Origin of the sequence: Sphingopyxis sp. YR583 (assembly GCF_900108295.1) — a bacterium.
GTDB lineage: Bacteria > Pseudomonadota > Alphaproteobacteria > Sphingomonadales > Sphingomonadaceae > Sphingopyxis.
On record NZ_FNWK01000002.1, the window covers coordinates 57,741 to 77,620 of the forward strand.

Consider the following 19,880-nt stretch of genomic DNA (forward strand, 5'->3'; position numbering starts at 1 on the left):
AGACAGACTCTTTCCTTGCGCCATCGCGCCGATTTTGCCACGCCTTTGGCAACCGCAACAACGCGAAAGCCATCATGACCAATCCGCGGGCGCAGGCCCAAGAAAAGAAAGCTCCGCTGGCCCGTCGGCTTCGCGAGGGCTTCAAACGCTTTTTTGGACCTTGGGGCATGTTCGTCCGCGGGTTCATCAAGCACCCGGTCATGGTGGGATCGATCGTTCCCTCGTCGCCGACGCTGATCCGTCACATGCTGCGGCCCGTGGACTGGAAGAACACCAAGCTGTTCGTCGAATATGGTCCGGGTGTCGGTACGTTCTGCCGCCCGGTGCTGGAGCGGATGGCAGGTGACGCGACGCTGATCGCGATCGACACCAACGAGGATTTCATCGACTATCTGCGCAAGGATATTCGCGACAGCCGCTTTATCGCGGTCCACGGCTCCGCCGCCGACGTTGAAGAGATCGTTCGCGCGCACGGTTTCGAGAAGGCGGATTATGTCCTTTCCGGCCTGCCATTTTCGACGCTGCCTGCGGGTGTGGGCCCCGCGATCGCGGCTGCAACGCATCGCGTCCTTCGCCCCGGCGGCGCTTTCCTCGTCTATCAGTTCCGCGCCCGCGCCCGCGATTTTCTCGCGGCGCATTTCAACCGCATCGACAATGCGTTCGAATGGGTCAACGTCCCGCCTTGCTTCCTGTTCTGGGGCTGGAAGGACTAGGCCCGGCGATCAGACTTCGGGGTCCGGGTCGGCGAGGCCGAAATTGAGCTTTCGCGATACCGTATAATCAACCACGCCGACGACCAGCCAGGCGAGCGTCCAGCGGATGCGGGTCAGCCAGTTGCCGCGCGCCTTGTGCGATATTGACGTGATCGCCTCGCAATCCGGCCGCAATCCGGTCAGGAAATTGCGCATCTTTTCAGCAAATCCCGCATCGGCGATCCGCACCATCACCTCGACGTTCACGAACAGGCTGCGCACGTCGAAATTGGCCGACCCGATATAGACCACGTCGTCGATAACGATCAGCTTCATATGCAGCCGACATGGCTGATATTCCCAGACGTCGGCAGTTTTGCGCAGCAGATATCCATAGAGCAGGCGCGAAGCACCGATCGTCGCCGGATTGTCCGATTTCCCCGCCATCACGAAACGTGCGCGGCCGCGACGCGCCACGCGTCCCAGCCGGCGGAGCATGCCCTGGCCCGGCGAGAAATAGGCCATCGCCATGTCGAGCTGGCGCGCGTCTTCCAGATCTGCGCGCACCGCTCGTGCCCACGGCGACAGCCGCTGGGTGGGGCCACCGACGAGCCACGACACCGGACCTCCGTCGATCGGCCATTCGCGGATCAGGCGCCTGAGCATCAGGACCTTGCCATCGTCGTTGACGGTGTAATCGTGAATTTCGGCGAACCACTGTGCCGCGCGTATCACCGTCGGTCCCTTGACGATCATTCCGATGTCGAACCAGCAATCGCTGCGCGGCGGGCTGAGATAATCGTCGGCGATGTTAAAGCCGCCGGTCATGGCGATATATTCGTCGATCAGGATCAATTTCTGGTGGTTGCGGATCAGATAGGTCGAGCGCCAGCGACGCGAGAAAAAGGTGACGCTGCCACCGGCTTCTCGAAGCGGCGCAAACAGGCCGTCGGGCGTGTCGCCCGATCCGAAGCTGTCGATCACGGCGCGCACGCGAACGCCCCGCTTCGCCGCAACCAGCAAGGCATCGACGATGCGCACACCCGCAGCATCGGCCTCGAAAATATACATGATGATGTCGATGCTGTGCGCAGCGCCGTTGATCAGGTCGAGCAGCCGCGTCAGCCGGTCTCCGCCGTCAAAGAGCAGTTCAAGCCGGTGACCCGCCACATCCGCCGTCAGCCTTTGGTCGGGCGCGGCGGGGGGGCAAGCTTCGGTCATAACCTGCTCATAGGCTGGCATCCGCGGGGCCTGCAAGGGCGGCGCTTTGATTGACATCGGGCTGCGGGGCTGCTAGCGCGCAGCGCTTGCCGCCACGCCCCTCCAAAGGGCTGGCCTCTCCTATACCTAAGGAAACAATATGGCCCGCGTTACCGTCGAGGATTGCGTCGACAAAGTTCCCAACCGTTTCGACCTGGTTCTGCTGTCGGCGCACCGCGCCCGCGAAATCTCGGGTGGTTCGGAGCTGACCGTCGACCGCGACCGTGACAAGAATCCCGTCGTCGCGTTGCGCGAAATCGCCGAACAGACGGTGCGTCCGAAGGATCTGAAGGAAACGCTGGTCGGTTCGATGCAGAAGGTTGTCGTCGACGATGATGATACGCCCGATGAAATCAGCTCGATCAGCCGTTCGGCCGAAGCGCTTCGCCTGACCGCGGCTGCGCCGCCGCGCAGCCCCGCGGGCGGCGGCAGCGATTTCGATTAAGCGACGCAATCTGATCACCAAGGGGGCCGCAGGAAACTGCGGCCCTTTTGTTATGGAAGCTGGGTGAGTTCCGCGACGCGAATGGCTTTCGATGCGATCATCGGTTCGATGATTCGCTGGATGCGATGCGCGCGCGGCGATCCGATCGTGACATTGAACAGGCTGTTGGCGATCACGTCGGCGATCTGGACCCCGTCGCTGCGTTTGCTGTCGGCGAGCGACGCGCGGCCCCATTGCCCCAGCCCGGCCTGAATTTCTTCGCGCACATGCGACAGGATTTTCGGGTCATAACGTCCGTCGTCGATCACCACATCGGTGCAGACACCGCCGGTCTCGGGCAGCCAATGGCCGACGGCGCTGTTGAGCAGGGCGCCATAAAGCGCGAGATCGCTGGGAAGCGTGCCGTCCGGCTTCTGGGCAAGCTTGTCGCGCTTGGCGACGGCCACCCACGCGCGGCCGCCGGCGCGGTCGAAGAGTTCGAGCAGATAGGCGCGCTCGACGATGCTGATCCGGCTGCCCTTGAGTTCGCCGCGTAGCCCGGTCACCCCGCGAAAGCGTGCATGGATATCGGCGGCCGCCTTTGGGGTTAGCATCACCGCCGAAAAGGTCATCGCGCCGGCGTTGAGGCCGCCCGATTCATCGCAATAGATTGTCACCTAGCGGATCACCGGACGCGGCCGAAAAAAGCGACCGAGCGGCTTTGTCCGGAACCGATCGCATCGGGCCAGAGCCAGCGGACGTGGCTCACGTCGGCGGTCGTCGCGGCGCGGCGCGCGGCGCCGTCGACGGGCACTGTCAGCGCCGCCAGCGCCCCAAAGGTCTTGCCGCCATCGGTCGATACGTCGAAACCCTCCGTATCGGCGGTGCCATCGAATATCAGGCCTTCGGGGATCGGGTTGACCAGTTTGACCCCTGCAGCTGGCGCAGCGCCATTGTTCATGAAGATCAGCGTAACGCGGACGCGGTCGCCGGGGACGACCACCTCGGGCGCCACATAGGTCTTTTTCGGTGGTTGGCCGTCAGAAGAGGGTGTCGATTTTTCGAGTTCGATCTTGCTTGTCAGCGCTCCGGTTCCCTGTGCGGCGGCCGACTGCGCGCCCGCCGCGAGAAGAACCGCCAAGGCAAGGGCATTCCACGCTTTGTTGATCACCGCTGTCTCCTTTGGTCCTGTTCGCACTTTTGGCGCATCAGGCGGGGCAGGGATAGCGTTTCTTCATCAGCGTATCGAATGCCGAGTAAACGCTGACCGATTTGCGCGCCGACGCGGGGTAGCTGCGGAGATGCGAAAGCCATTGATCCGGGGTCAGGCTCCCCGATTCAGGCGGGCAGCTTGTGGTTTTGCGGCCCGCGCGACGTTCGGCATCGATCCGCGCCTTGTAGCGTTTGCCTGCGGCGACGACTTCGTCCTTGAGCTGATTTCCCTGCGGCGTCGCGAGGGCCAGCGGGCCGAGGCGTTCAAGCGACGAAGCTCGCGCAAGAAACGCCGCGACGCTCATATCCCCGGGCGCCATCGCGCACAGAAAAGGCGCGGCGACGAGGGCGGGCAAGAGGCGTACATATGTCCGTCTGGTCATACGTCGGAACTTGCCCTCAGCCAATGAATAGTCCCTGAATCGAGGGGGCTAGGCGTAATGCCTATGCCCCTTGGGGATTCGCGTCGCCGAACGGGCGCGGCTTGCGCTTGATCTGCGGGATGCCGCCCGCATGGCCCGACACGGGCTTGCCGCGCTTGGTCGCATCGTCCTCGCGGCCGATGTCTTCGCCCTTGATCGCGCGCTTCGCTTCCTCGCCCGACAGCGTCTCATATTCGAGCAGCGCGCCGGCGAGCAGGTGGAGCTCGTCGATATTGTCGGTCAGCACCTTCCGCGCGACCTTTTCGCCTTCCTCGACGAGGCGGCGGACTTCTGCGTCGATCAGCTTGGCGGTTTCTTCCGACATATTCTGCGCGCGCGACACGCTGTGGCCGAGGAAAACCTCGTCCTGATTGTCGCGATAGCGCAGCCAGCCGAGCTTTTCGGACATGCCATATTCCATGACCATCGCTCGCGCCATGTCGGTCGCCTGCTGGATGTCGTTCGACGCGCCGGTGTTGAGCTCGTCTTTGCCATAGATCAGCTGTTCGGCGATGCGGCCGCCGAAGCAGAGCGCGAGGCGCGCCTTCATCTGCTTCATATTCTGCGAATAACGGTCGCGTTCGGGCAGGTTCCACGTCACGCCCAGCGCGCGGCCGCGCGGGATGATCGTGACCTTGTGCAGCGGATCGTTGTGCTCGACATGGAGCGACACGAGCGCGTGGCCCGCCTCGTGATAGGCGGTCGCCTTCTTCTCGTCTTCGGTCATCACCATCGAGCGCCGCTCGGCACCCATCATGACCTTGTCCTTCGCCTCTTCGAACTCGTCGTTGGCGATCAGGCGCTTGCCCTTGCGCGCCGCAAGCAGCGCGGCTTCGTTGCAAAGATTAGCCAGATCGGCGCCCGAGAAGCCCGGCGTGCCGCGCGCGACGCGGCGGAGGTCGACGTCGGGTGCGAGCGGCTTCTTGCGCGTGTGGACTTCGAGAATCTTCTGGCGGCCCTCGATGTCGGGGCGCGGCACGACGACCTGGCGATCGAAGCGGCCCGGACGGAGGAGTGCCGGGTCGAGAACGTCGGGACGGTTCGTCGCCGCAACGATGATGATACCCTCGTTCGCCTCGAAGCCATCCATTTCGACGAGCAACTGGTTCAGCGTCTGTTCGCGCTCGTCATTGCCGTTGCCGAGGCCGGCGCCGCGATGGCGGCCCACCGCATCGATTTCATCAATGAAGACGATGCAAGGCGCGTTGCGCTTGGCCTGTTCGAACATGTCGCGGACGCGGCTGGCGCCGACGCCGACGAACATTTCGACGAAGTCCGAACCCGAAATGGTGAAGAAGGGAACGCCGGCTTCACCCGCGATCGCGCGGGCGAGCAGCGTCTTGCCGGTGCCGGGCGAGCCGACGAGCAGCGCGCCCTTCGGAATCTGACCGCCGAGCTTCGAAAATTTGGTTGGATCGCGCAGGAATTCTACAATTTCTTCGAGCTCTTCGCGCGCTTCGTCGATACCCGCGACATCGTCGAAGGTCACGCGGCCTTGCTTTTCGGTCAGCATCTTGGCGCGCGACTTGCCAAAACCCATAGCGCCCGAGCCGTTGTTTTTCTGAACCTGGCGGAAGACAAAGAATGCGATGCCAAGGATCAGCAAGAAAGGCAGCGACTGGACGAGCATATACATCCAGAAGTTGGGCGCTTCGGTCGCCTTGCCATCATATTTGACATTATTGTCGTTGAGCATCTTCAGCAGCTCGGGATCACGCACCACGTTCGCGCTGAAACGATCGCCGTTCGACAACGTGCCCGTCACCTTGTCTTCGGAGAGGACGACGTCCTTGACGGCGCCTTCCTCGACTTTTTGACGGAACTCGGAATAGGCAAGCGGATTGCCGACAGGCTGCGAAGCGCCGCCGAACATCGAGGCGACGAGGAGCATGGCAAGCAGGATGCCGCTCCAGATCATCACACTCTTCATCCAGGGGTTGCCCTGCGGTTCCTTGTCGTCCTGCATTCGGAATCTTTCCTCAACGGCGCGGCACTGCGCTCCTATCCCCAACAAGATAGGATAATCCGGTTAAATGACAATGAGGCAATCAGCCCTTTTTCGGCGCTTTCCGTCGTGGTGCCGCGGAAATGCGCCAAATCGTCCCTTCGAGGCCGCGAACCGCGTCGATCAGCAACGCGCCAACCATCGCGCGGCGCCCTTCGTGCATCGCCGCGATCACGCCGTCGAGCGATGCGCCGCGCAGCACGAGTTGCGGTGCATTGGCGCGCAGGCGCAGCGCAACGATGCGGCGGAACATCTCCGCCGGATAGTCATCGTTGCGGATGACCGCGATATCCGACGCGTCGGGCCAGGAGGCGATCAGCCTTTCGACCGCCCAGTCGAGCGCCTCGTCGGCTTCCGCCAGCCATGCTGCCGAGTTCGCCGCGGCGACGGGGTCGAGTGCGGTTTGCGCCCGTAGCGCATGGCGCAGGCGCGCGCGGTCGAAGCGGTCGTCGCTGTTCGACGGATCATCGACGAAGGGCAGGTCGTTTTCGAGGGCGAGATGAACGAGTTCGCTGCGGCGCCATTGAAGGAGCGGACGCAGGATCACGCCGTTCTTCGCGCGGATCGCGGCGAGACCGCCGACCCCGCTCGACCGGTTGAGCCGCATGACGATCGTCTCGAGCTGATCGTCGGCATGATGTGCGGTGACGATATGATTGAGGGCATTCGCCTCACGCCATTGTTCGAGCAGGCGATAACGTTCGGTGCGCGCGGCGGCCTGCTGCGATCCTGTAATCGGTGCCGAGGGGCGCAGCGTCGAGTGCGGAATATGTTCGCGCTCGCAGAAGCCCGCGACCATCCGCGCCTCTTCGTCCGAGCCCTTGCGCAGGCCATGATCGACCGTTGCCGCCCAGATCTGACCGGGAAGCAGCGATGCCATCAGCCAGAGCAGCGCCATGCTGTCGGGGCCGCCCGACACGGCGACGCCATAATGGAGGCGGTGCCAGCCGGGCCCAAGGAGGGCAAGCAGGTCGCCGGCGAGACGGCCGGCGACGTCGCGATCAGCAGCCTGCTTTTGTTTTTGCGGCGGCAGCATCGGTGCGGACATCCTGTGGCGCCTTGTCGCCATAGACTTCATCGAGTTCGCGGAACGCCTTGCATGCGTCGGCCTTGCGTCCGAGCTTGTCGAGCGCGACGCCCATATACATCAGGCTGTGCGGCGCGCGCGCGCCGCTCGGGCGATCCTTGTAATTATTATAGAAAGCGACAGCGGCGAGGCTCGGCTTGCCTTCGTCGAGATAGGCGCGGCCGAGCAAATTCTGCGCAAAGCTGGCCTGGCTGCTCTTCGGCCATTTGGTCACAACGGTCTTCAATTGGGCCTGCGCCTCGGGATAGAGCTTCGCTTCCCACAGGCGGTAGCCATAGTCATAGGCGTCCTTGGTCTCGTTGCCGCTCGCCGGAACCTCGACCTTCTTGACGAGCGCGAGCCGTGCGGCGTCGGTGGTAGCGGGCTTCGCCGCGGGCTTGTCGGCAGGCTTTTTCACCGTCGTGGTTGAGGCAGCCGGGGGCTTCACCGTCGGCGCGAGGCTGGCGGGTGTCGCCGCCGGTTCGGTGACCACCGCGGGATCGGCAAAGCGCTTCTCCACCTCGGCCTTATAGGCGGTAAACTGCTTTTCGAGTTCGCGCAGATGGAAGGCGTTCTGCTCGGTCTGGCCGGTCAGCGTCTGCAGTTGCGATTCGAGTGCGTCGACGCGCGCGGTCAGGTCGATCACCGGCGCGTTGGTGCGCGCGCGCTCGCCGGGCGTGTTGTCGGGCGCGATCTCACCCTCGAAGAAGGTCGGGCTGCCGCCGGGGAAGACCGAACGCTGGACCGCGCGCATTTCCTTTTCGAGCCGTTCGACGCGCTTGACCACCGTATTGTCCTGCGCGGCGGCGGGCATGGCCGCTGCGAGCGCGATCGTTGCGGCCCCAAGGAAATTAATCTGACGCATCATCATCTGCCGTTCGGTCCTCGATTATTAACCAATATGGTCGTCCATAACGCGGCAAAGCGCCGCAGCGCAAACCCATTTCGGCGCGCTGCGGTCTCGGCCGGCCCGGATGACGGGAAGGCTCAGCCCTTGGGGCGCGGTGCCGTGGCCGGGGGCGCCGTGCCTGCCGCGCCACTGCCGCCGGCGCGTGCGATCAGATCGGCGGGCTTCAGCGAGACATTCTTGACCAGCGTATCGGCAGCGCCGATCGGGCCCACGTCGCGGCCACCGACCGTGACCTTGAGTGCCTGCGGGATGCTGGTGCGCAGCGTGAACTGTTCGATATATTCGGGCGGAACCTGATAGGTCTCGCCCGCATCGAGCGTGCGCCAATTCTCGGTCTTGCCCTTGGCGTCGTCGAAGCCGATCCAGACTTCCGACAGGCCGGTGAGAACCACAGGTGCGTTCGCCGCGACGGCGGCCGCGCTGCCGGCCTTGGTCGCGGGCGTTGCCGCGGCATCGTTCTGCGGCGCTTCGGACGCATCGGCGTCGCGGTTCTGCGCTGCGATCAGCGCCTCGTCGGGCTCGACGGACAGGAAGCGCCAAACGCCATAGGCCGAGGCCAGCAGCAGCGTGATAATGACGAGTGTCCACGTCAGCCGCGCAGTGGGCAGGCGTGCCGGGTCGGTCGGTTCATAGGCCTCGTAAAGCGGACGCGAACCATAGGCGTCTTCTTCGAGTTCCTGGCGGATGGCGGCGCCGATTTCCGCTTCCGGAAGATCGACGGCACGGGCGTAGGCGCGGGCGAAGCCGGTGACATAAGTCCGGCCCGGAAGTTCCGAATAATCCGACTTTTCTATTGCGGCGAGATGGCGTTGGGTGATCCGCGTGCGCGTCGCGACATCGGCGAGCGACAGCCCCGCAGCCTCCCGCGCCAGCCGAAGCCGATCGCCGGTGCGCGTGATCGCCAACTCGCCCTGTTCGGGGGCGACGTCTTCATCTGCCATTACTGTCTCCGTGCCGGCCGTTTGACCCAGATCGACCGTGTCGTCCGTTCATCGCATTGACGGCGCGCGAAAGTCAAATGAAGTTCGGTAAACGGACGGCTGAAAAGAAGCGGAATCAAGACCGTCTGCGAGTTGGTGCCATCGTTTTCGCGGTTGGGCGCGCGAAAGCCTCCTTCGGGTAGGGACGGGCATTCAAACTATGCGTCGCCCCCGCCTTCGCGGGGACGACGACGGGTTCCGGCCGCTGGCCGACCTCAGCGGTTAAAGCACATATTTGCTGAGGTCGGTGTCGCCGACGACGTCGGCAAGCTGGCTGTCGACATAGGCGGCGTCGATATCGAGCGTCGTGCCGGGTGCGTCCTCGGCGGTGAAGCTGATTTCCTCGACCAGTCGCTCCATGATCGTCTGGAGGCGGCGCGCGCCGATATTTTCGACCTTCTCATTCACATCCGCCGCAAGCTTTGCAACGCGTGCGATCGCGTCGGGAGTAAAGTTCAGCGTCACGCCCTCGGTGCCGAGGAGCGCCACATATTGTTCGGGCAGCCCCGCCTTGGTCTCGCTGAGGATCCGCACGAAATCCTCCTCGGTCAGCGCGCCGAGTTCGACGCGGATCGGCAAGCGGCCCTGCAATTCGGGGAGGAGGTCGCTGGGTTTCGCGACATGAAAGGCGCCCGAGGCGATGAAGAGGATATGGTCGGTCTTCATCGGGCCATATTTGGTCGCGACGGTCGTGCCCTCGATCAGCGGCAGCAGGTCGCGCTGGACGCCTTCGCGGCTCACCGATCCGCCGCGCACATCGCTGACCGCGATCTTGTCGATCTCGTCGAGGAAGACGATGCCATTGGCCTCGGCATCGGCGAGCGCGACGCGCGCGACATCGTCCTGATCGAGACGCTTATCCTGCTCTTCTTCGATCAGGCGGGTCGCGGCTTCGATCACCTTCAGCTTGCGGCGCTTCTTGGGCGGGCCGCCCATCGCCTTGCCGAGCATGTCGGACAGGTTGATCATGCTCATCTGGCCGGGCTGGCCGGGCAGCTCGAAGTTCATGCTGGGCGCGTCGGCGACCTCGATCTCGACTTCGCTGTCGTCGAGATGGCCTTCGCGGATGCGCTGGCGAAAGCTCTGGCGCGTCGCCTCGCTCGCGCCCTTGCCGGTAAGCGCGTCGAGCAGGCGCTCCATCGCGGCCTCTTCGGCGGCGGCGCGCACGGCTTCGCGGCGGCGGTCCTTTTCGAGCCGCACGGCTTCCTCGACAAGGTCGCGCGCGATCTGTTCGACGTCGCGGCCGACATAGCCGACCTCGGTGAATTTGGTCGCTTCGACCTTGATGAAGGGGGCGTCCGCGAGTTTGGCGAGACGACGCGAAATCTCGGTCTTGCCGCAGCCGGTGGGGCCGATCATCAGGATATTCTTGGGGCTCACCTCGTCGCGCAGGTCGGCCGACAATTGCTGGCGGCGCCAGCGATTGCGGAGCGCGACGGCGACCGCGCGCTTCGCGGCGTTCTGGCCGATGATATGCGTGTCGAGGGCGGCGACGATCGCCTTCGGAGTCAGATCCTTGTTCATATGATTATGCCTGAATTTCGATGATTTCTTGGGTGAACTGGTCGTTGGTGTAGACGCAGATGTCGGCGGCGACTTCCATCGCCTTGCGGGTCAGCACCTCGGGATCCTTTTCATAATCGACGAGCGCGCGGGCAGCGGAGAGAGCGAAATTGCCGCCCGATCCGATCGCGGCAATGCCGCCCTTGGGCTCGAGCACGTCGCCGTTGCCGGTGATGACCAGCGTCACCTCCTTGTCGGCGACGATCATCATCGCCTCGAGGTTGCGGAGATATTTGTCGGTGCGCCAATCCTTGGCGAGTTCGACCGCGGCGCGCAGCAATTGGCCGTTATGGCGTTCGAGCTTGGCTTCGAGGCGTTCGAAGAGGGTGAAGGCGTCGGCGGTTGCGCCCGCGAAGCCGCCGATCACGCTGCCGTCGTGGAGGCGGCGGACCTTGCGGGCGTTGGGCTTCATCACCGTCTGGCCCATCGATACCTGACCGTCGCCGATGATGACGACCTTGTCGGCGCTGCGGGCAGAAAGGATGGTGGTTCCGTGCCAGGGCGCGGCACTTTGCGCATGGGGATTGGTCATGGCGCCGGATATGGGAGATGGCGGGCGGGGCCGCAAGGGGAGGGGGTTGTGGTCAGGCGGGCCAGGTCAGGAGCGCCCGGCCGCCCGCGTCGATTTCGATCGCCGACGGATCGGTGAAAAGCACCGCTTCTCCGAGACCCACGCTTTCGCCGGCGACGCGGCATCCGGCCGAGAGCGGAACGAAGGTCAGCTCGCCGGTAGCCTGTGCGAGAAGCGCCGGGTCGATCGGCGCGGCGAGCTGAGCAAGATGGAAATGCGGGCCGCTGACCAGCATATGATTGGCTTTCGAATCGACGACCGTGTCGCGCGGGTCGTGGACAGGACCGGGGTGCGAGACCTTGAGCCCCGCGTCGAGGTGCAATTCGCGCGGGCGGCCATAATCGTAGAGCCGGTATGTGCAGTCGACATTCTGCTGCACCTCGACCACGGTCAGGCCGGGGCCGATCGCGTGGATCGTGCCGGCGCGATTATAGACGAAGTCGTCGGTTTTCGACGGACGCCAATCGATCATGTCGACGATCGATCCGTCGAGCGCCGCATCGTGCAGAGCTTCGCGCGTTGTTTCGGCAGTGAGGCCGACGCCGAGTTCGGCACCTCGCTGCGCATCGAGGATCAGCCAGCACTCCTCCTTGCCGCGCGGGAAGCCCGCAGCCCGCGCGGCTTCGTCGTCGGGGTGAACCTGGATCGACAGTCGCTCCGACGTGAAAAGGAATTTGATCATGATCGGCGCATCGTCGCCGGCGGGGTTCGAGAACCAGATTTCGCCGATGCGGCGGCCGCCGAAATCGCCGAAGTCGCTCGGGATATCGGTGCGGCCCCACGGCTTTTCGACGACGATAGTTTCGAGACGAGTTAGCATCGGCCCAAAATGCGGGCGGGCTGCGGGAGCGTCAAGCGAAGAGCGTCACGCGGCCCTATGCAAACGATTGCCATTGCCGCCATTCGGCTGATCGAGCCACAGGCCGCGGGTGTCATAGACGATCTTGTCGCCGCGCTCCTCGATCGGGATCGACCGGAAAAGGTCATGGTCGACGAGGACGATGAGTAGGTCGCATTCGGCGAGCGCGCTGTCGAGGTCGATCAGTTCTGCGCCGGTGCCGGCGAATTCCATCGGCAGGCCGCGAGCGTAAGGCTCGACGATCTCGATCTGCTTGCCGAAGCGGCGGGCGAGTGCGGCGGCGACCTCGACCGCGGGGCTTTCGCGGAAATCGTCGATGTTCGGTTTGAAGGCGAGGCCGAGGCAGGCGACGCGCGCCTGCGGATGCTGCGAGACGAGCATTTCGGCAGCGCCGATGACATGCGCGGTCTTCGCCAGATTGACCTCGCGCGCGGTCCGGATCAGGCGGCTGTGATCGGGCGCGCCGTGAACGAGGAACCAGGGATCGACCGCAATGCAATGGCCGCCGACGCCGGGGCCGGGCTGCAGGATATTGACGCGGGGGTGGCGGTTGGCGAGGCGTATCACCTCCCACACGTCGACGCCCATATGCTCGGCCATCATCGACAGCTCGTTCGCGAAGGCGATGTTGACGTCGCGATAGCTGTTCTCGACCAGCTTCACCATTTCGGCGGCGCGCGCCGAGGTGGTGACGCAGGCGCCCCGCACGAACTGGCGATAGAAGGTCATCGCGCGGCGTGCGCAACGCGGCGTGATCCCGCCGATGCAGCGGTCGTTGTCGACGAGTTCGATCAGGATGCGGCCCGGAAGGACGCGTTCGGGGCAATAGGCGATGAAGATATCCGCGGCACCGGTGCAGGCGCCGGGGATTTTCAGGTCGGGGCGGAGCTCGGCGAGGAGTGCGGCGACCTTTTCGGTCGTCCCGACGGGCGAGGTCGATTCGAGGATGACGAGGTTGCCGGCGGCCAGCTTCGGCGCGATCGACCGGGCAGCCGAGAGCACATAGGCGATGTCGGGGCGATGTTCGTCGTCGTGCGGGGTCGGCACGGCGATGACGAACACGTCGGCGGGCGCGACTTCGGTCGAGGCGACGAGCGCGCCGCGCGACACGACGCCCTGGACGAGGCCGTCAAGGTCGACTTCCTCGATATGCACCTTGCCGTTGTTGACCGTGTCGACGACATGCTGGCTGACATCGACGCCGGTGACCTTGTTACCCGACCGTGCGATCAATGCCGCGGTAGGAAGTCCGATATAGCCCAGCCCGAGGACCGTGACTGTCTGTTCCGTATCAATGGGCACGCGCAACTATCTCCGCAATCTGTTTTGCCGCCGTGCCGTCGCCGAAGGGGTTATGGGCACGCGCCATGGCCGAATAGGCGTCCTTATCGTCCAGAAGCTTGAAAATTTCGGAAACAATACGCGCTTTGTCGGTTCCGACAAGCCGCGCGGTGCCCGCTTCGATGCCTTCGGGGCGTTCGGTCGTCTCGCGCATCACCAGCACAGGCTTGCCGAGCGCTGGGGCCTCTTCCTGTACACCGCCGCTGTCGGTGAGCACGAGTTCGGACGTCGCAAGCAGGCGGACGAAATGCGGATAATCGAGCGGGTCGATCAGCGCGACATTGTTGAGGCCGCCGAGGATCGGCTCCATCGCGGCGCGGACGTGCGGATTGGGATGGACGGGAAAGACGACCGCGACGTCGCTGCGCGCGGCGATGGCGGCGATGGCGTCGGCAATCGCTTTCATCCCGTCGCCGAAATTCTCGCGCCGGTGCGAGGTCACGGCGATGATCCGCTTGTCGGCAAAACGGTCGACCAACGGATCGAGCCCGGCGGCAAGGGCGGGCTCCTCGTCGATCCGTGCCCTTGTCGCGAGCAACGCGTCGATGACGGTGTTGCCGGTAACGTGGATGCGATCGGCGGGCACATTTTCGCCGCGAAGCGCGTCGGCGGCGGTTTCGGTCGGCGCGAAATGCAGGTCGGCGACCGCACCGGCGACCTTGCGGTTCACCTCCTCGGGCCAGGGATGGTAGATATTGCCGCTGCGCAGGCCAGCCTCGACATGGCCAACTGGAATCTTGTGGAAATAGGCCGAAAGCGTTGCCGCCATCGTCGTCAGCGTGTCGCCGTGAACAAGGATGCGGTCGGGCTTTTCGCGGTCGAACACGTCGCCAAGGCCGGTGACCAGCCGCGCCAGCAATCCGTCGAGCGTCTGGTTCGCCTGCATGACGTCGAGGTCGATGTCGGGGGTGATGCGGGCGATCTGCAAAACCTGGTCGAGCATTTCGCGGTGCTGGGCGGTAACGCAGACGCGCACATCGATTCCCGATTGAGCGCGCAGCGCATGAACGACGGGAAACATCTTGATCGCTTCCGGCCGCGTGCCGAAAACCGTCATTATTTTGCACGCGCTGCCCATATTTTCCGGTTTTCCTCTGGCACTTTCAAATGGCTGCTCGTCTATGAAATAGCGAAGTTTAGGATCGATTAACCCAATAGCGCATGAAAATTTCCGCTTGCCGCTACGATCCTCGTCCGGGGCTGGCGGATCGGGGCATGATCGGCTAGAGCGCGCCGCACCGGGAGCGGCCATTCGCCGTCTTCCGTTCCCCCTTTGTCATACAGTAGCAGCCCCATGTTTCGTTCGCTTTTCCGGAATAAGAAGCCGGACACCCATTCGGTTCGTCCACCCGTTTTGCCAGAGGGGATGCGCGTTTACGCCATCGGCGACATCCACGGCCGGGACGACCTGTTCGCCGAACTGCTCGACCTGATAGAAGCCGACAAGGCGGCGCGGCCGGGTGCCGACTGTGCGTTGATCCTGCTCGGCGACCTCGTCGATCGCGGTCCGTCGTCGGCCGCGGTCATCGACCGCGCCATTGTGCAAAGGGACCGATGGTCGGCCTTTCACTGGCTGACCGGCAACCATGAAGAAGTGTTCGTCAAGGCACTGACTGGCGATCTGTCGGCGCTCAAATTCTTCAGCCGTATCGGCGGCGAGGAAACGATTTTGAGCTATGGCATTGATGAAGCCAACTATGCGCGTATGACGTATGAGGAACTGTCGGTAGCGTTGATCGCGGCCGTTCCGGCGGCGCACCGGGAGTTTCTGGCGGCCGGCGAGGAATTGATCATCCTTGGCGATTATGTGTTCGTACATGCGGGCGTGCGGCCCGGCGTTTCGCTCAAATCGCAGAAGCCCGCCGACCTGCGATGGATTCGCGAACCCTTTCTGTCGGCAGGCGAAGATTTCGGGGGATTTGTCGTCCATGGGCACACGATCACTTCCACCGTCGACGAGCGGCCGAACCGGCTGGGCATCGATACCGGAGCCTATGCCAGCGGCAAGTTGACCGCCGCTGCGTTCGAGGGCGCCGAGCGATGGTATTTGTCGACCGGACAGTGATCCGGGCCGGTTTGCGAGAAGTAAACCGGACCAACCGAGTTGCAAATGCTTCTAAATACTTGTTCTGCAGTCTGGACGGGCCTAAACGGCCGGAGTGATGCGAAGCTGGAATTCAGTGGCTGAACTTGCGCTGTCATGTTTTGCGGTCGGCTCGTCGGAAGCGTCCGCGCGGCGGCCAATTTGCGGGGCGGCGCTGGCCCCGCCTTCGAAGATGTGAAGAGAGTGGTCGATTTGCACAGCCCGACGTCAGGTGCCGCGTGGCACGAAATGCTCCAGAAGCTGAATTATCGTATCACGAACGCGTTGCTGTGGCTGGCAGACCGGCCGCGCAACGAGCGGCGTGGCCTGGCGATCGCGATGGATGCCGTCCTTTGCGTCATTGCCGCGTGGGTCGCACTGTCCTTGCGCATTGGCAGCTGGGAGCTTTGGGATCGCTCGATCGCGATCGTCATCGGTTGCGCGCTCGCGTTCTGGTTTCCAATTGCATGGGCAACGCGAATCTATTCGTCGCTGATCCGCTTCGCAGGCGGACGGACGATGGCGGGTCTTGGCATCGCTTGCGCCTATTTCTCCGTTCCGATGTTGTTCGTCCTGATGGTCGTCGGCGTTCCGGGGGTCCCCCGTACAATGGGGCTCCTGCATCCGATCATCTTTCTGGCGTTGCTGACACTCAGTCGGCTCGTCATCCGGTTCGGGCTCACCGATATTCTCGGCATTATCAAAGGCAGTGCTAGCCGGCGGCGCGTGGCCATCTATGGGGCCGGACGCGCCGGCCAGCAGTTGGCGCTCGCGATGCGGCATGAACCGCATATGTGGCTCGTCGCCTTCTTCGACGACGATGCCCGGCTGCACGGGCAGCTGCTCGACGGCATCCCGGTGTACAAATCGACATCGCTGGACTCGCTGATCGACGAGTTGCAGGTCGACGAAGTGCTGTTGGCGATCCCGAGTGCATCGCGGGCGCGGCGGCGCGAGATCGTCGAAGAGATATCGGCGCACAATGTCTTCGTCCGGGCGCTTCCCAGCGTCGGGAGCATCATCGACGGCGACGTGTCGGTAAGCGATCTTCGCGAGGTCGAGATCGACGAGTTGCTGGGGCGCGACCCGGTTGCGCCCAACACCCTCCTGCTCGGGCGCACGATTGCGGGTAAGCGCGTGCTCGTCAGTGGCGCGGGCGGGTCGATCGGGAGCGAGCTTTGCCGCCAAATCCTGAATTTGCGGCCGCGGCAATTGGTGCTGGTAGAGCAGTCGGAACTCGCGCTCTATCAGATCGAGCGCGAACTTTCGCAGGTGATCCGGTCGAACGGCTTCGATACGCAGCTGGTCCCGCAATTATGCGACATTGCGGACCAGGGGTCGGCGCATCGCATTTTTGACAGATACCGGCCGGAAACCGTATTTCATGCCGCCGCCTACAAACATGTTCCGTTGGTCGAGGCGAACCCGATCGCCGGATTGCGCAACAATGTGCTCGGGACGTTGAACGGCTGCCTCGCAGCGGAAAAAGCGGGCGCGTCGCATTTCATCCTGGTCAGCACCGACAAGGCCGTGCGGCCGACCAACGTCATGGGGGCGTCGAAACGGATTTGCGAACTCGTCCTGCAGTCGCGTGCGAAGGAGCAATCCGGCACCATCTTTGCGATGGTGCGCTTCGGCAATGTTCTGGGATCGAGCGGTTCGGTCGTCCCGCTCTTCAAGGAGCAGATCCGGCGCGGCGGGCCCGTTACGCTGACGCACCGGAACGTAACACGCTATTTCATGACCATTCCCGAGGCGTCGCAACTCGTCATACAGGCCGGCGCGATGGCAAAGGGTGGCGAGGTCTTCGTGCTGGACATGGGACAGCCGATCCGGATTTACGATCTGGCGACGGCGATGATCCAGCTTTGCGGGTTGACCGTTCGATCGGACGAGCATCCGAATGGCGACATCGAAATTCAGGAAATCGGACTTCGGCCGGGCGAAAAGCTGTATGAGGAATTGCTGATCGGCGACGATCCGAAGCCGACGACGCATCAGCGAATCATCCAGTCGCACGAATCGATGATCGAATGGAACAAGTTGCAGCCGCTGCTGGCGGAATTCGCCGTCGCGCTGGAGGCTGGCGATGCCGCCCGCGCGCTGGCGATCATGGCAGGCCTGGTGCCCGAATACCGATCGGCCACGACCGATGACGGTCTGAAGGCGGCAGGTTAGTATATCGTTCGAAGCGCTTGCCATGCGCCCTCGCTCTGCGCCATCTGGACCTTGGATCGAGATAGTGCCAATGGCGCGCTTCATTGATTCGCAGGCATAGCGGCGACCCGGCTTCCGTGGGATTTTCTTATATGGTGTTCATTTCCGAAGCGTCGGGTCGGCAAGCGGCGTTCCAACGGGCATATGGAGCTATTGTTCTTCTGCTTCTGGTCTTCCTGATGGGCGGCAGCGGTCGCGCGGATAACGCATCATTCCTTTTGTTGCGGCCGATTTCGGCGTTCGCACTGGTCTTTGCGCTGTGGAAATATGGCGCGCCCTTCTGGCGCCAGCATCGTTCGCTCGCTTATCTGACGCTCGCGGTCGTCCTGGTGCCCGCGATCCATCTGGTGCCGCTTCCGCCGGCCATATGGACCGCGCTTCCGGGGCGCGAGCTGGTCGTGGATGTTTTCCGTGAAAACGGCATGGCGCTTCCCTGGCAACCCATATCGATGGAGCCGCTTTCCACGCTCAACGCCCTCCTGTCGCTGATGTTGCCGATTTCCGTGCTGCTGCTCGCCGTTTCGGCATCGCGGCCGCAGCAAGCCGATATGATGCGTGTCATTCTGCTGATCGGCGCCGTGAGCGGATTGTTGGGGCTGCTTCAGGCCATAGGCTCACCGACAAGCCCGCTCTATTTCTATCGTATCACCAACAATGGCATGGCCGTGGGCCTGTTCGCCAATCGCAACCATCAAGCCATATTCCTGGCATGCCTGATCCCCCTTATCTCGGCACATCTCTCGCTCATTTCGGGGCGGAACGAGACCGTTCGGCTGCTCAAGGCGTCGAGCGCGGCGGCGGCGATCTTCCTTATCCCGTTGATCCTCGTGACGGGCTCGCGGACCGGTCTCCTGCTTACCTTGCTGGCGATCCCGCTGTCGCTCTGGATCTATCGCGAGCCGGTCGTCGTCGGCAGGCGGATTGACTTGTCGAGTGCGCGGCGGCTGTCGCTTTTCGCTTACAGCGTCGTCGGGTTGCTGATGCTCGGGCTTCTGACGCTCGCGAGCTTCCGTGCACCCGCCGTGTCGCGCCTTCTCGCCAGCGACGCGGCGGGCGATCTTCGCTGGACGGCTCTTCCGACGTTGTTGAAGGCGACCGGGGACCTGATGCCCTTCGGAAGCGGTGTCGGAAGCTTTGTGCCAATCTATAAGGTTTACGAACCGCGCGACTTGTTGTCGCCGAACTATTTCAACCACGCGCACAATGATTATGTCGAGGTGCTGCTGACCGTCGGCCTGCCGGGCGCCCTTTTGATCCTGGTTGCCGGATTCATGCTCTTTCGTGCCGCGATGCGGGCGGCGAAGCCGTCGGCAGCGCTCGCCGCTTCGCGCGAGGATTTGATCCTGCTGCGGGCAGGGGTCGCGGTGCTAGTCCTTCTTGCTATCGCAAGCGTTGGTGACTATCCCCTCCGCACGCCTTCCATCGCTGCCCTCGGGGCTGTCGCAACGGCCTGGATAGTTGGCGCGCTCCGGAGGACCCGGCCGCAATGAGCGTGATGCAGGGTATGTGTTTTCAGGAGTCTAGGTGGATTATGGCGGTCGGAATGAGAGCGTTTGGGATAGCGGTTGCCGCCTTGGCCTTGTCGGGCTGCAACAAAACGCCGCCGCTTAAGTCGAGCGACGCTGTTGCCGTGGTGCAGCCGGGTGAACTGCCGGCGCCGTCCGATGCGATGCTGGCCGGCGTCGACGGCTATCAGATCGGGCCTTTCGATCGCATAATCCTCGACGTTTACGGATTCCCGGACCTTTCGCGCCGCGAAATCGAGATCGATGCGGCGGGTCGTTTTTCGGTTCCCATCGCAGGCGAGATCAACGCGAAGGGACTGACGCCGGCGCAAGCCGCCGACCTCGTCCGTCAGCGCCTGCAGGCGGCCTATGTCCGCGATCCGAAGGTTGCCATCAACCTGCAGGAAACAAAGAGCCGCTACGTCACCGTCGAAGGTCAGGTGACGCAGCCCGGCAACTATCCAGCCTTCACCGACATGACGCTGATGCGCACGGTGGCATCGGCGAAGGGGCTGACCGAATTTGCGAAGATCGACGATGTCGTGGTTTTCCGCACTGTCGGCGACAAGCGCATGGCTGCACTCTATAATCTGGGTGCGATCCGCCGCGGCGTCTATAACGATCCGAAGATTTATCCGTTCGACGTCGTCGTCGTCGGAAACTCCCCGGGTCGCCGCCTGTTCCGGGACTTCCTGAGCGCCGCGCCGCTGCTGGTGTCGCCGCTGGTGGCTGTACTCGACCAAAACAACTGATCGGCGCGCAGCCGTCCT

At 63.5% G+C, this 19,880-nt stretch carries 19 protein-coding genes; 6 read left to right on the forward strand and 13 right to left on the reverse strand.

Annotation, left to right across the window (positions count from 1 at the left end; all coding sequences use genetic code 11):
• Positions 1-74 precede the first annotated feature (74 nt).
• Positions 75-713 (forward strand): class I SAM-dependent methyltransferase, encoded by a 639-nt coding sequence (locus tag BLW56_RS12275; RefSeq protein ID WP_093511002.1) that lies wholly within the window; start codon positions 75-77, stop codon positions 711-713.
• 9 nt (positions 714-722) lie between these two features.
• On the opposite strand, the gene BLW56_RS12280 is transcribed toward BLW56_RS12275, so the two are convergent.
• Entirely contained in the window at positions 723-1,913 is a 1,191-nt protein-coding gene (locus tag BLW56_RS12280; RefSeq protein WP_093511003.1) for a phospholipase D-like domain-containing protein, read from the reverse strand.
• A gap of 139 nt (positions 1,914-2,052) precedes the next feature.
• Here BLW56_RS12280 and rpoZ point away from each other — a divergent pair, with 139 nt between their 5' ends.
• Positions 2,053-2,397 carry a DNA-directed RNA polymerase subunit omega gene (gene rpoZ / locus BLW56_RS12285; protein ID WP_093511004.1) on the forward strand — a complete coding sequence of 115 codons (345 nt, stop codon included), beginning with the start codon at positions 2,053-2,055 and terminating at the stop codon, positions 2,395-2,397.
• Between the two features lie 50 nt (positions 2,398-2,447).
• Here rpoZ and BLW56_RS12290 read toward each other — a convergent pair whose 3' ends face one another.
• The 12 genes from BLW56_RS12290 to wecB form a co-directional block, all read right to left on the reverse strand.
• Positions 2,448-3,053, reverse strand: coding sequence for a DUF3800 domain-containing protein (locus BLW56_RS12290; RefSeq protein WP_093511005.1), 606 nt, complete (start codon positions 3,051-3,053; stop codon positions 2,448-2,450).
• An 8-nt stretch (positions 3,054-3,061) separates the two neighbouring features.
• On the reverse strand, positions 3,062-3,547 hold the full coding sequence (locus tag BLW56_RS12295) for a DUF11 domain-containing protein (protein WP_177175958.1): 486 nt from the start codon (positions 3,545-3,547) through the stop codon (positions 3,062-3,064).
• 37 nt (positions 3,548-3,584) lie between these two features.
• The gene (locus tag BLW56_RS12300; RefSeq protein ID WP_256203439.1) at positions 3,585-3,908 is read right to left on the reverse strand and encodes a hypothetical protein; all 324 of its coding nucleotides are present in this window, start codon (positions 3,906-3,908) and stop codon (positions 3,585-3,587) included.
• Between the two features lie 124 nt (positions 3,909-4,032).
• On the reverse strand, positions 4,033-5,976 hold the full coding sequence (gene ftsH, locus BLW56_RS12305; RefSeq protein ID WP_093511008.1) for an ATP-dependent zinc metalloprotease FtsH: 1,944 nt from the start codon (positions 5,974-5,976) through the stop codon (positions 4,033-4,035).
• Between the two features lie 82 nt (positions 5,977-6,058).
• Positions 6,059-7,063, reverse strand: coding sequence for a tRNA lysidine(34) synthetase TilS (gene tilS / locus BLW56_RS12310; protein ID WP_093511009.1), 1,005 nt, complete (start codon positions 7,061-7,063; stop codon positions 6,059-6,061).
• The gene (locus BLW56_RS12315; RefSeq protein ID WP_093511010.1) at positions 7,017-7,952 is read right to left on the reverse strand and encodes a tetratricopeptide repeat protein; all 936 of its coding nucleotides are present in this window, start codon (positions 7,950-7,952) and stop codon (positions 7,017-7,019) included. The genes tilS and BLW56_RS12315 overlap by 47 nt, the downstream gene beginning before the upstream one ends.
• Before the next feature lie 116 nt (positions 7,953-8,068).
• Positions 8,069-8,932, reverse strand: coding sequence for a helix-turn-helix domain-containing protein (locus BLW56_RS12320; RefSeq protein WP_093511011.1), 864 nt, complete (start codon positions 8,930-8,932; stop codon positions 8,069-8,071).
• 261 nt (positions 8,933-9,193) lie between these two features.
• Entirely contained in the window at positions 9,194-10,495 is a 1,302-nt protein-coding gene (gene hslU, locus BLW56_RS12325; protein ID WP_093511012.1) for an ATP-dependent protease ATPase subunit HslU, read from the reverse strand.
• A gap of 4 nt (positions 10,496-10,499) precedes the next feature.
• Positions 10,500-11,066: an ATP-dependent protease subunit HslV gene (gene hslV / locus BLW56_RS12330; protein ID WP_093511013.1), complete on the reverse strand. Its 567-nt coding sequence runs from the start codon at positions 11,064-11,066 to the stop codon at positions 10,500-10,502.
• Between the two features lie 52 nt (positions 11,067-11,118).
• Positions 11,119-11,925 carry a class I mannose-6-phosphate isomerase gene (locus BLW56_RS12335; protein ID WP_093511014.1) on the reverse strand — a complete coding sequence of 269 codons (807 nt, stop codon included), beginning with the start codon at positions 11,923-11,925 and terminating at the stop codon, positions 11,119-11,121.
• Between the two features lie 45 nt (positions 11,926-11,970).
• Complete coding sequence (gene wecC / locus BLW56_RS12340; protein WP_093511569.1) at positions 11,971-13,266, reverse strand: UDP-N-acetyl-D-mannosamine dehydrogenase; 1,296 nt, start codon at positions 13,264-13,266, stop codon at positions 11,971-11,973.
• A complete protein-coding gene (gene wecB, locus BLW56_RS12345) occupies positions 13,256-14,326 on the reverse strand; it encodes a non-hydrolyzing UDP-N-acetylglucosamine 2-epimerase (RefSeq protein WP_305809699.1) in 1,071 nt (356 codons plus the stop codon). The genes wecC and wecB overlap by 11 nt, the downstream gene beginning before the upstream one ends.
• Positions 14,327-14,671: 345 nt before the next feature.
• Here wecB and BLW56_RS12350 point away from each other — a divergent pair, with 345 nt between their 5' ends.
• The 4 genes from BLW56_RS12350 to BLW56_RS12365 all read left to right on the forward strand — a co-directional run bounded on the left by BLW56_RS12350 (position 14,672) and on the right by BLW56_RS12365 (position 19,862).
• On the forward strand, positions 14,672-15,370 hold the full coding sequence (locus tag BLW56_RS12350; RefSeq protein ID WP_256203441.1) for a metallophosphoesterase: 699 nt from the start codon (positions 14,672-14,674) through the stop codon (positions 15,368-15,370).
• A 267-nt stretch (positions 15,371-15,637) separates the two neighbouring features.
• Positions 15,638-17,566 carry a polysaccharide biosynthesis protein gene (locus tag BLW56_RS12355; RefSeq protein ID WP_093511570.1) on the forward strand — a complete coding sequence of 643 codons (1,929 nt, stop codon included), beginning with the start codon at positions 15,638-15,640 and terminating at the stop codon, positions 17,564-17,566.
• Positions 17,567-17,823: 257 nt separating this feature from the next.
• The gene (locus tag BLW56_RS12360) at positions 17,824-19,095 is read left to right on the forward strand and encodes an O-antigen ligase family protein (protein ID WP_177175959.1); all 1,272 of its coding nucleotides are present in this window, start codon (positions 17,824-17,826) and stop codon (positions 19,093-19,095) included.
• Positions 19,096-19,148: 53 nt separating this feature from the next.
• A complete protein-coding gene (locus BLW56_RS12365) occupies positions 19,149-19,862 on the forward strand; it encodes a polysaccharide biosynthesis/export family protein (RefSeq protein ID WP_256203442.1) in 714 nt (237 codons plus the stop codon).
• The last annotated feature ends 18 nt before the right edge of the window (positions 19,863-19,880 follow it).

What these genes read in the sequence shown, in the direction of transcription:
- BLW56_RS12275 (WP_093511002.1), top strand. Translation starts at nt 75, where the DNA reads ATGACCAATCCGCGGGCGCAGGCCCAAGAAAAGAAAGCTCCGCTGGCC.
- BLW56_RS12280 (WP_093511003.1), bottom strand. Translation starts at nt 1,913, where the DNA reads ATGACCGAAGCTTGCCCCCCCGCCGCGCCCGACCAAAGGCTGACGGCG.
- rpoZ (WP_093511004.1), top strand. Translation starts at nt 2,053, where the DNA reads ATGGCCCGCGTTACCGTCGAGGATTGCGTCGACAAAGTTCCCAACCGT.
- BLW56_RS12300 (WP_256203439.1), bottom strand. Translation starts at nt 3,908, where the DNA reads ATGGCGCCCGGGGATATGAGCGTCGCGGCGTTTCTTGCGCGAGCTTCG.
- ftsH (WP_093511008.1), bottom strand. Translation starts at nt 5,976, where the DNA reads ATGCAGGACGACAAGGAACCGCAGGGCAACCCCTGGATGAAGAGTGTG.
- tilS (WP_093511009.1), bottom strand. Translation starts at nt 7,063, where the DNA reads ATGTCCGCACCGATGCTGCCGCCGCAAAAACAAAAGCAGGCTGCTGAT.
- BLW56_RS12315 (WP_093511010.1), bottom strand. Translation starts at nt 7,952, where the DNA reads ATGATGATGCGTCAGATTAATTTCCTTGGGGCCGCAACGATCGCGCTC.
- BLW56_RS12320 (WP_093511011.1), bottom strand. Translation starts at nt 8,932, where the DNA reads ATGGCAGATGAAGACGTCGCCCCCGAACAGGGCGAGTTGGCGATCACG.
- hslU (WP_093511012.1), bottom strand. Translation starts at nt 10,495, where the DNA reads ATGAACAAGGATCTGACTCCGAAGGCGATCGTCGCCGCCCTCGACACG.
- hslV (WP_093511013.1), bottom strand. Translation starts at nt 11,066, where the DNA reads ATGACCAATCCCCATGCGCAAAGTGCCGCGCCCTGGCACGGAACCACC.
- BLW56_RS12335 (WP_093511014.1), bottom strand. Translation starts at nt 11,925, where the DNA reads ATGCTAACTCGTCTCGAAACTATCGTCGTCGAAAAGCCGTGGGGCCGC.
- wecB (WP_305809699.1), bottom strand. Translation starts at nt 14,326, where the DNA reads ATGTTTCCCGTCGTTCATGCGCTGCGCGCTCAATCGGGAATCGATGTG.
- BLW56_RS12350 (WP_256203441.1), top strand. Translation starts at nt 14,672, where the DNA reads ATGCGCGTTTACGCCATCGGCGACATCCACGGCCGGGACGACCTGTTC.
- BLW56_RS12355 (WP_093511570.1), top strand. Translation starts at nt 15,638, where the DNA reads ATGCTCCAGAAGCTGAATTATCGTATCACGAACGCGTTGCTGTGGCTG.
- BLW56_RS12365 (WP_256203442.1), top strand. Translation starts at nt 19,149, where the DNA reads ATGAGAGCGTTTGGGATAGCGGTTGCCGCCTTGGCCTTGTCGGGCTGC.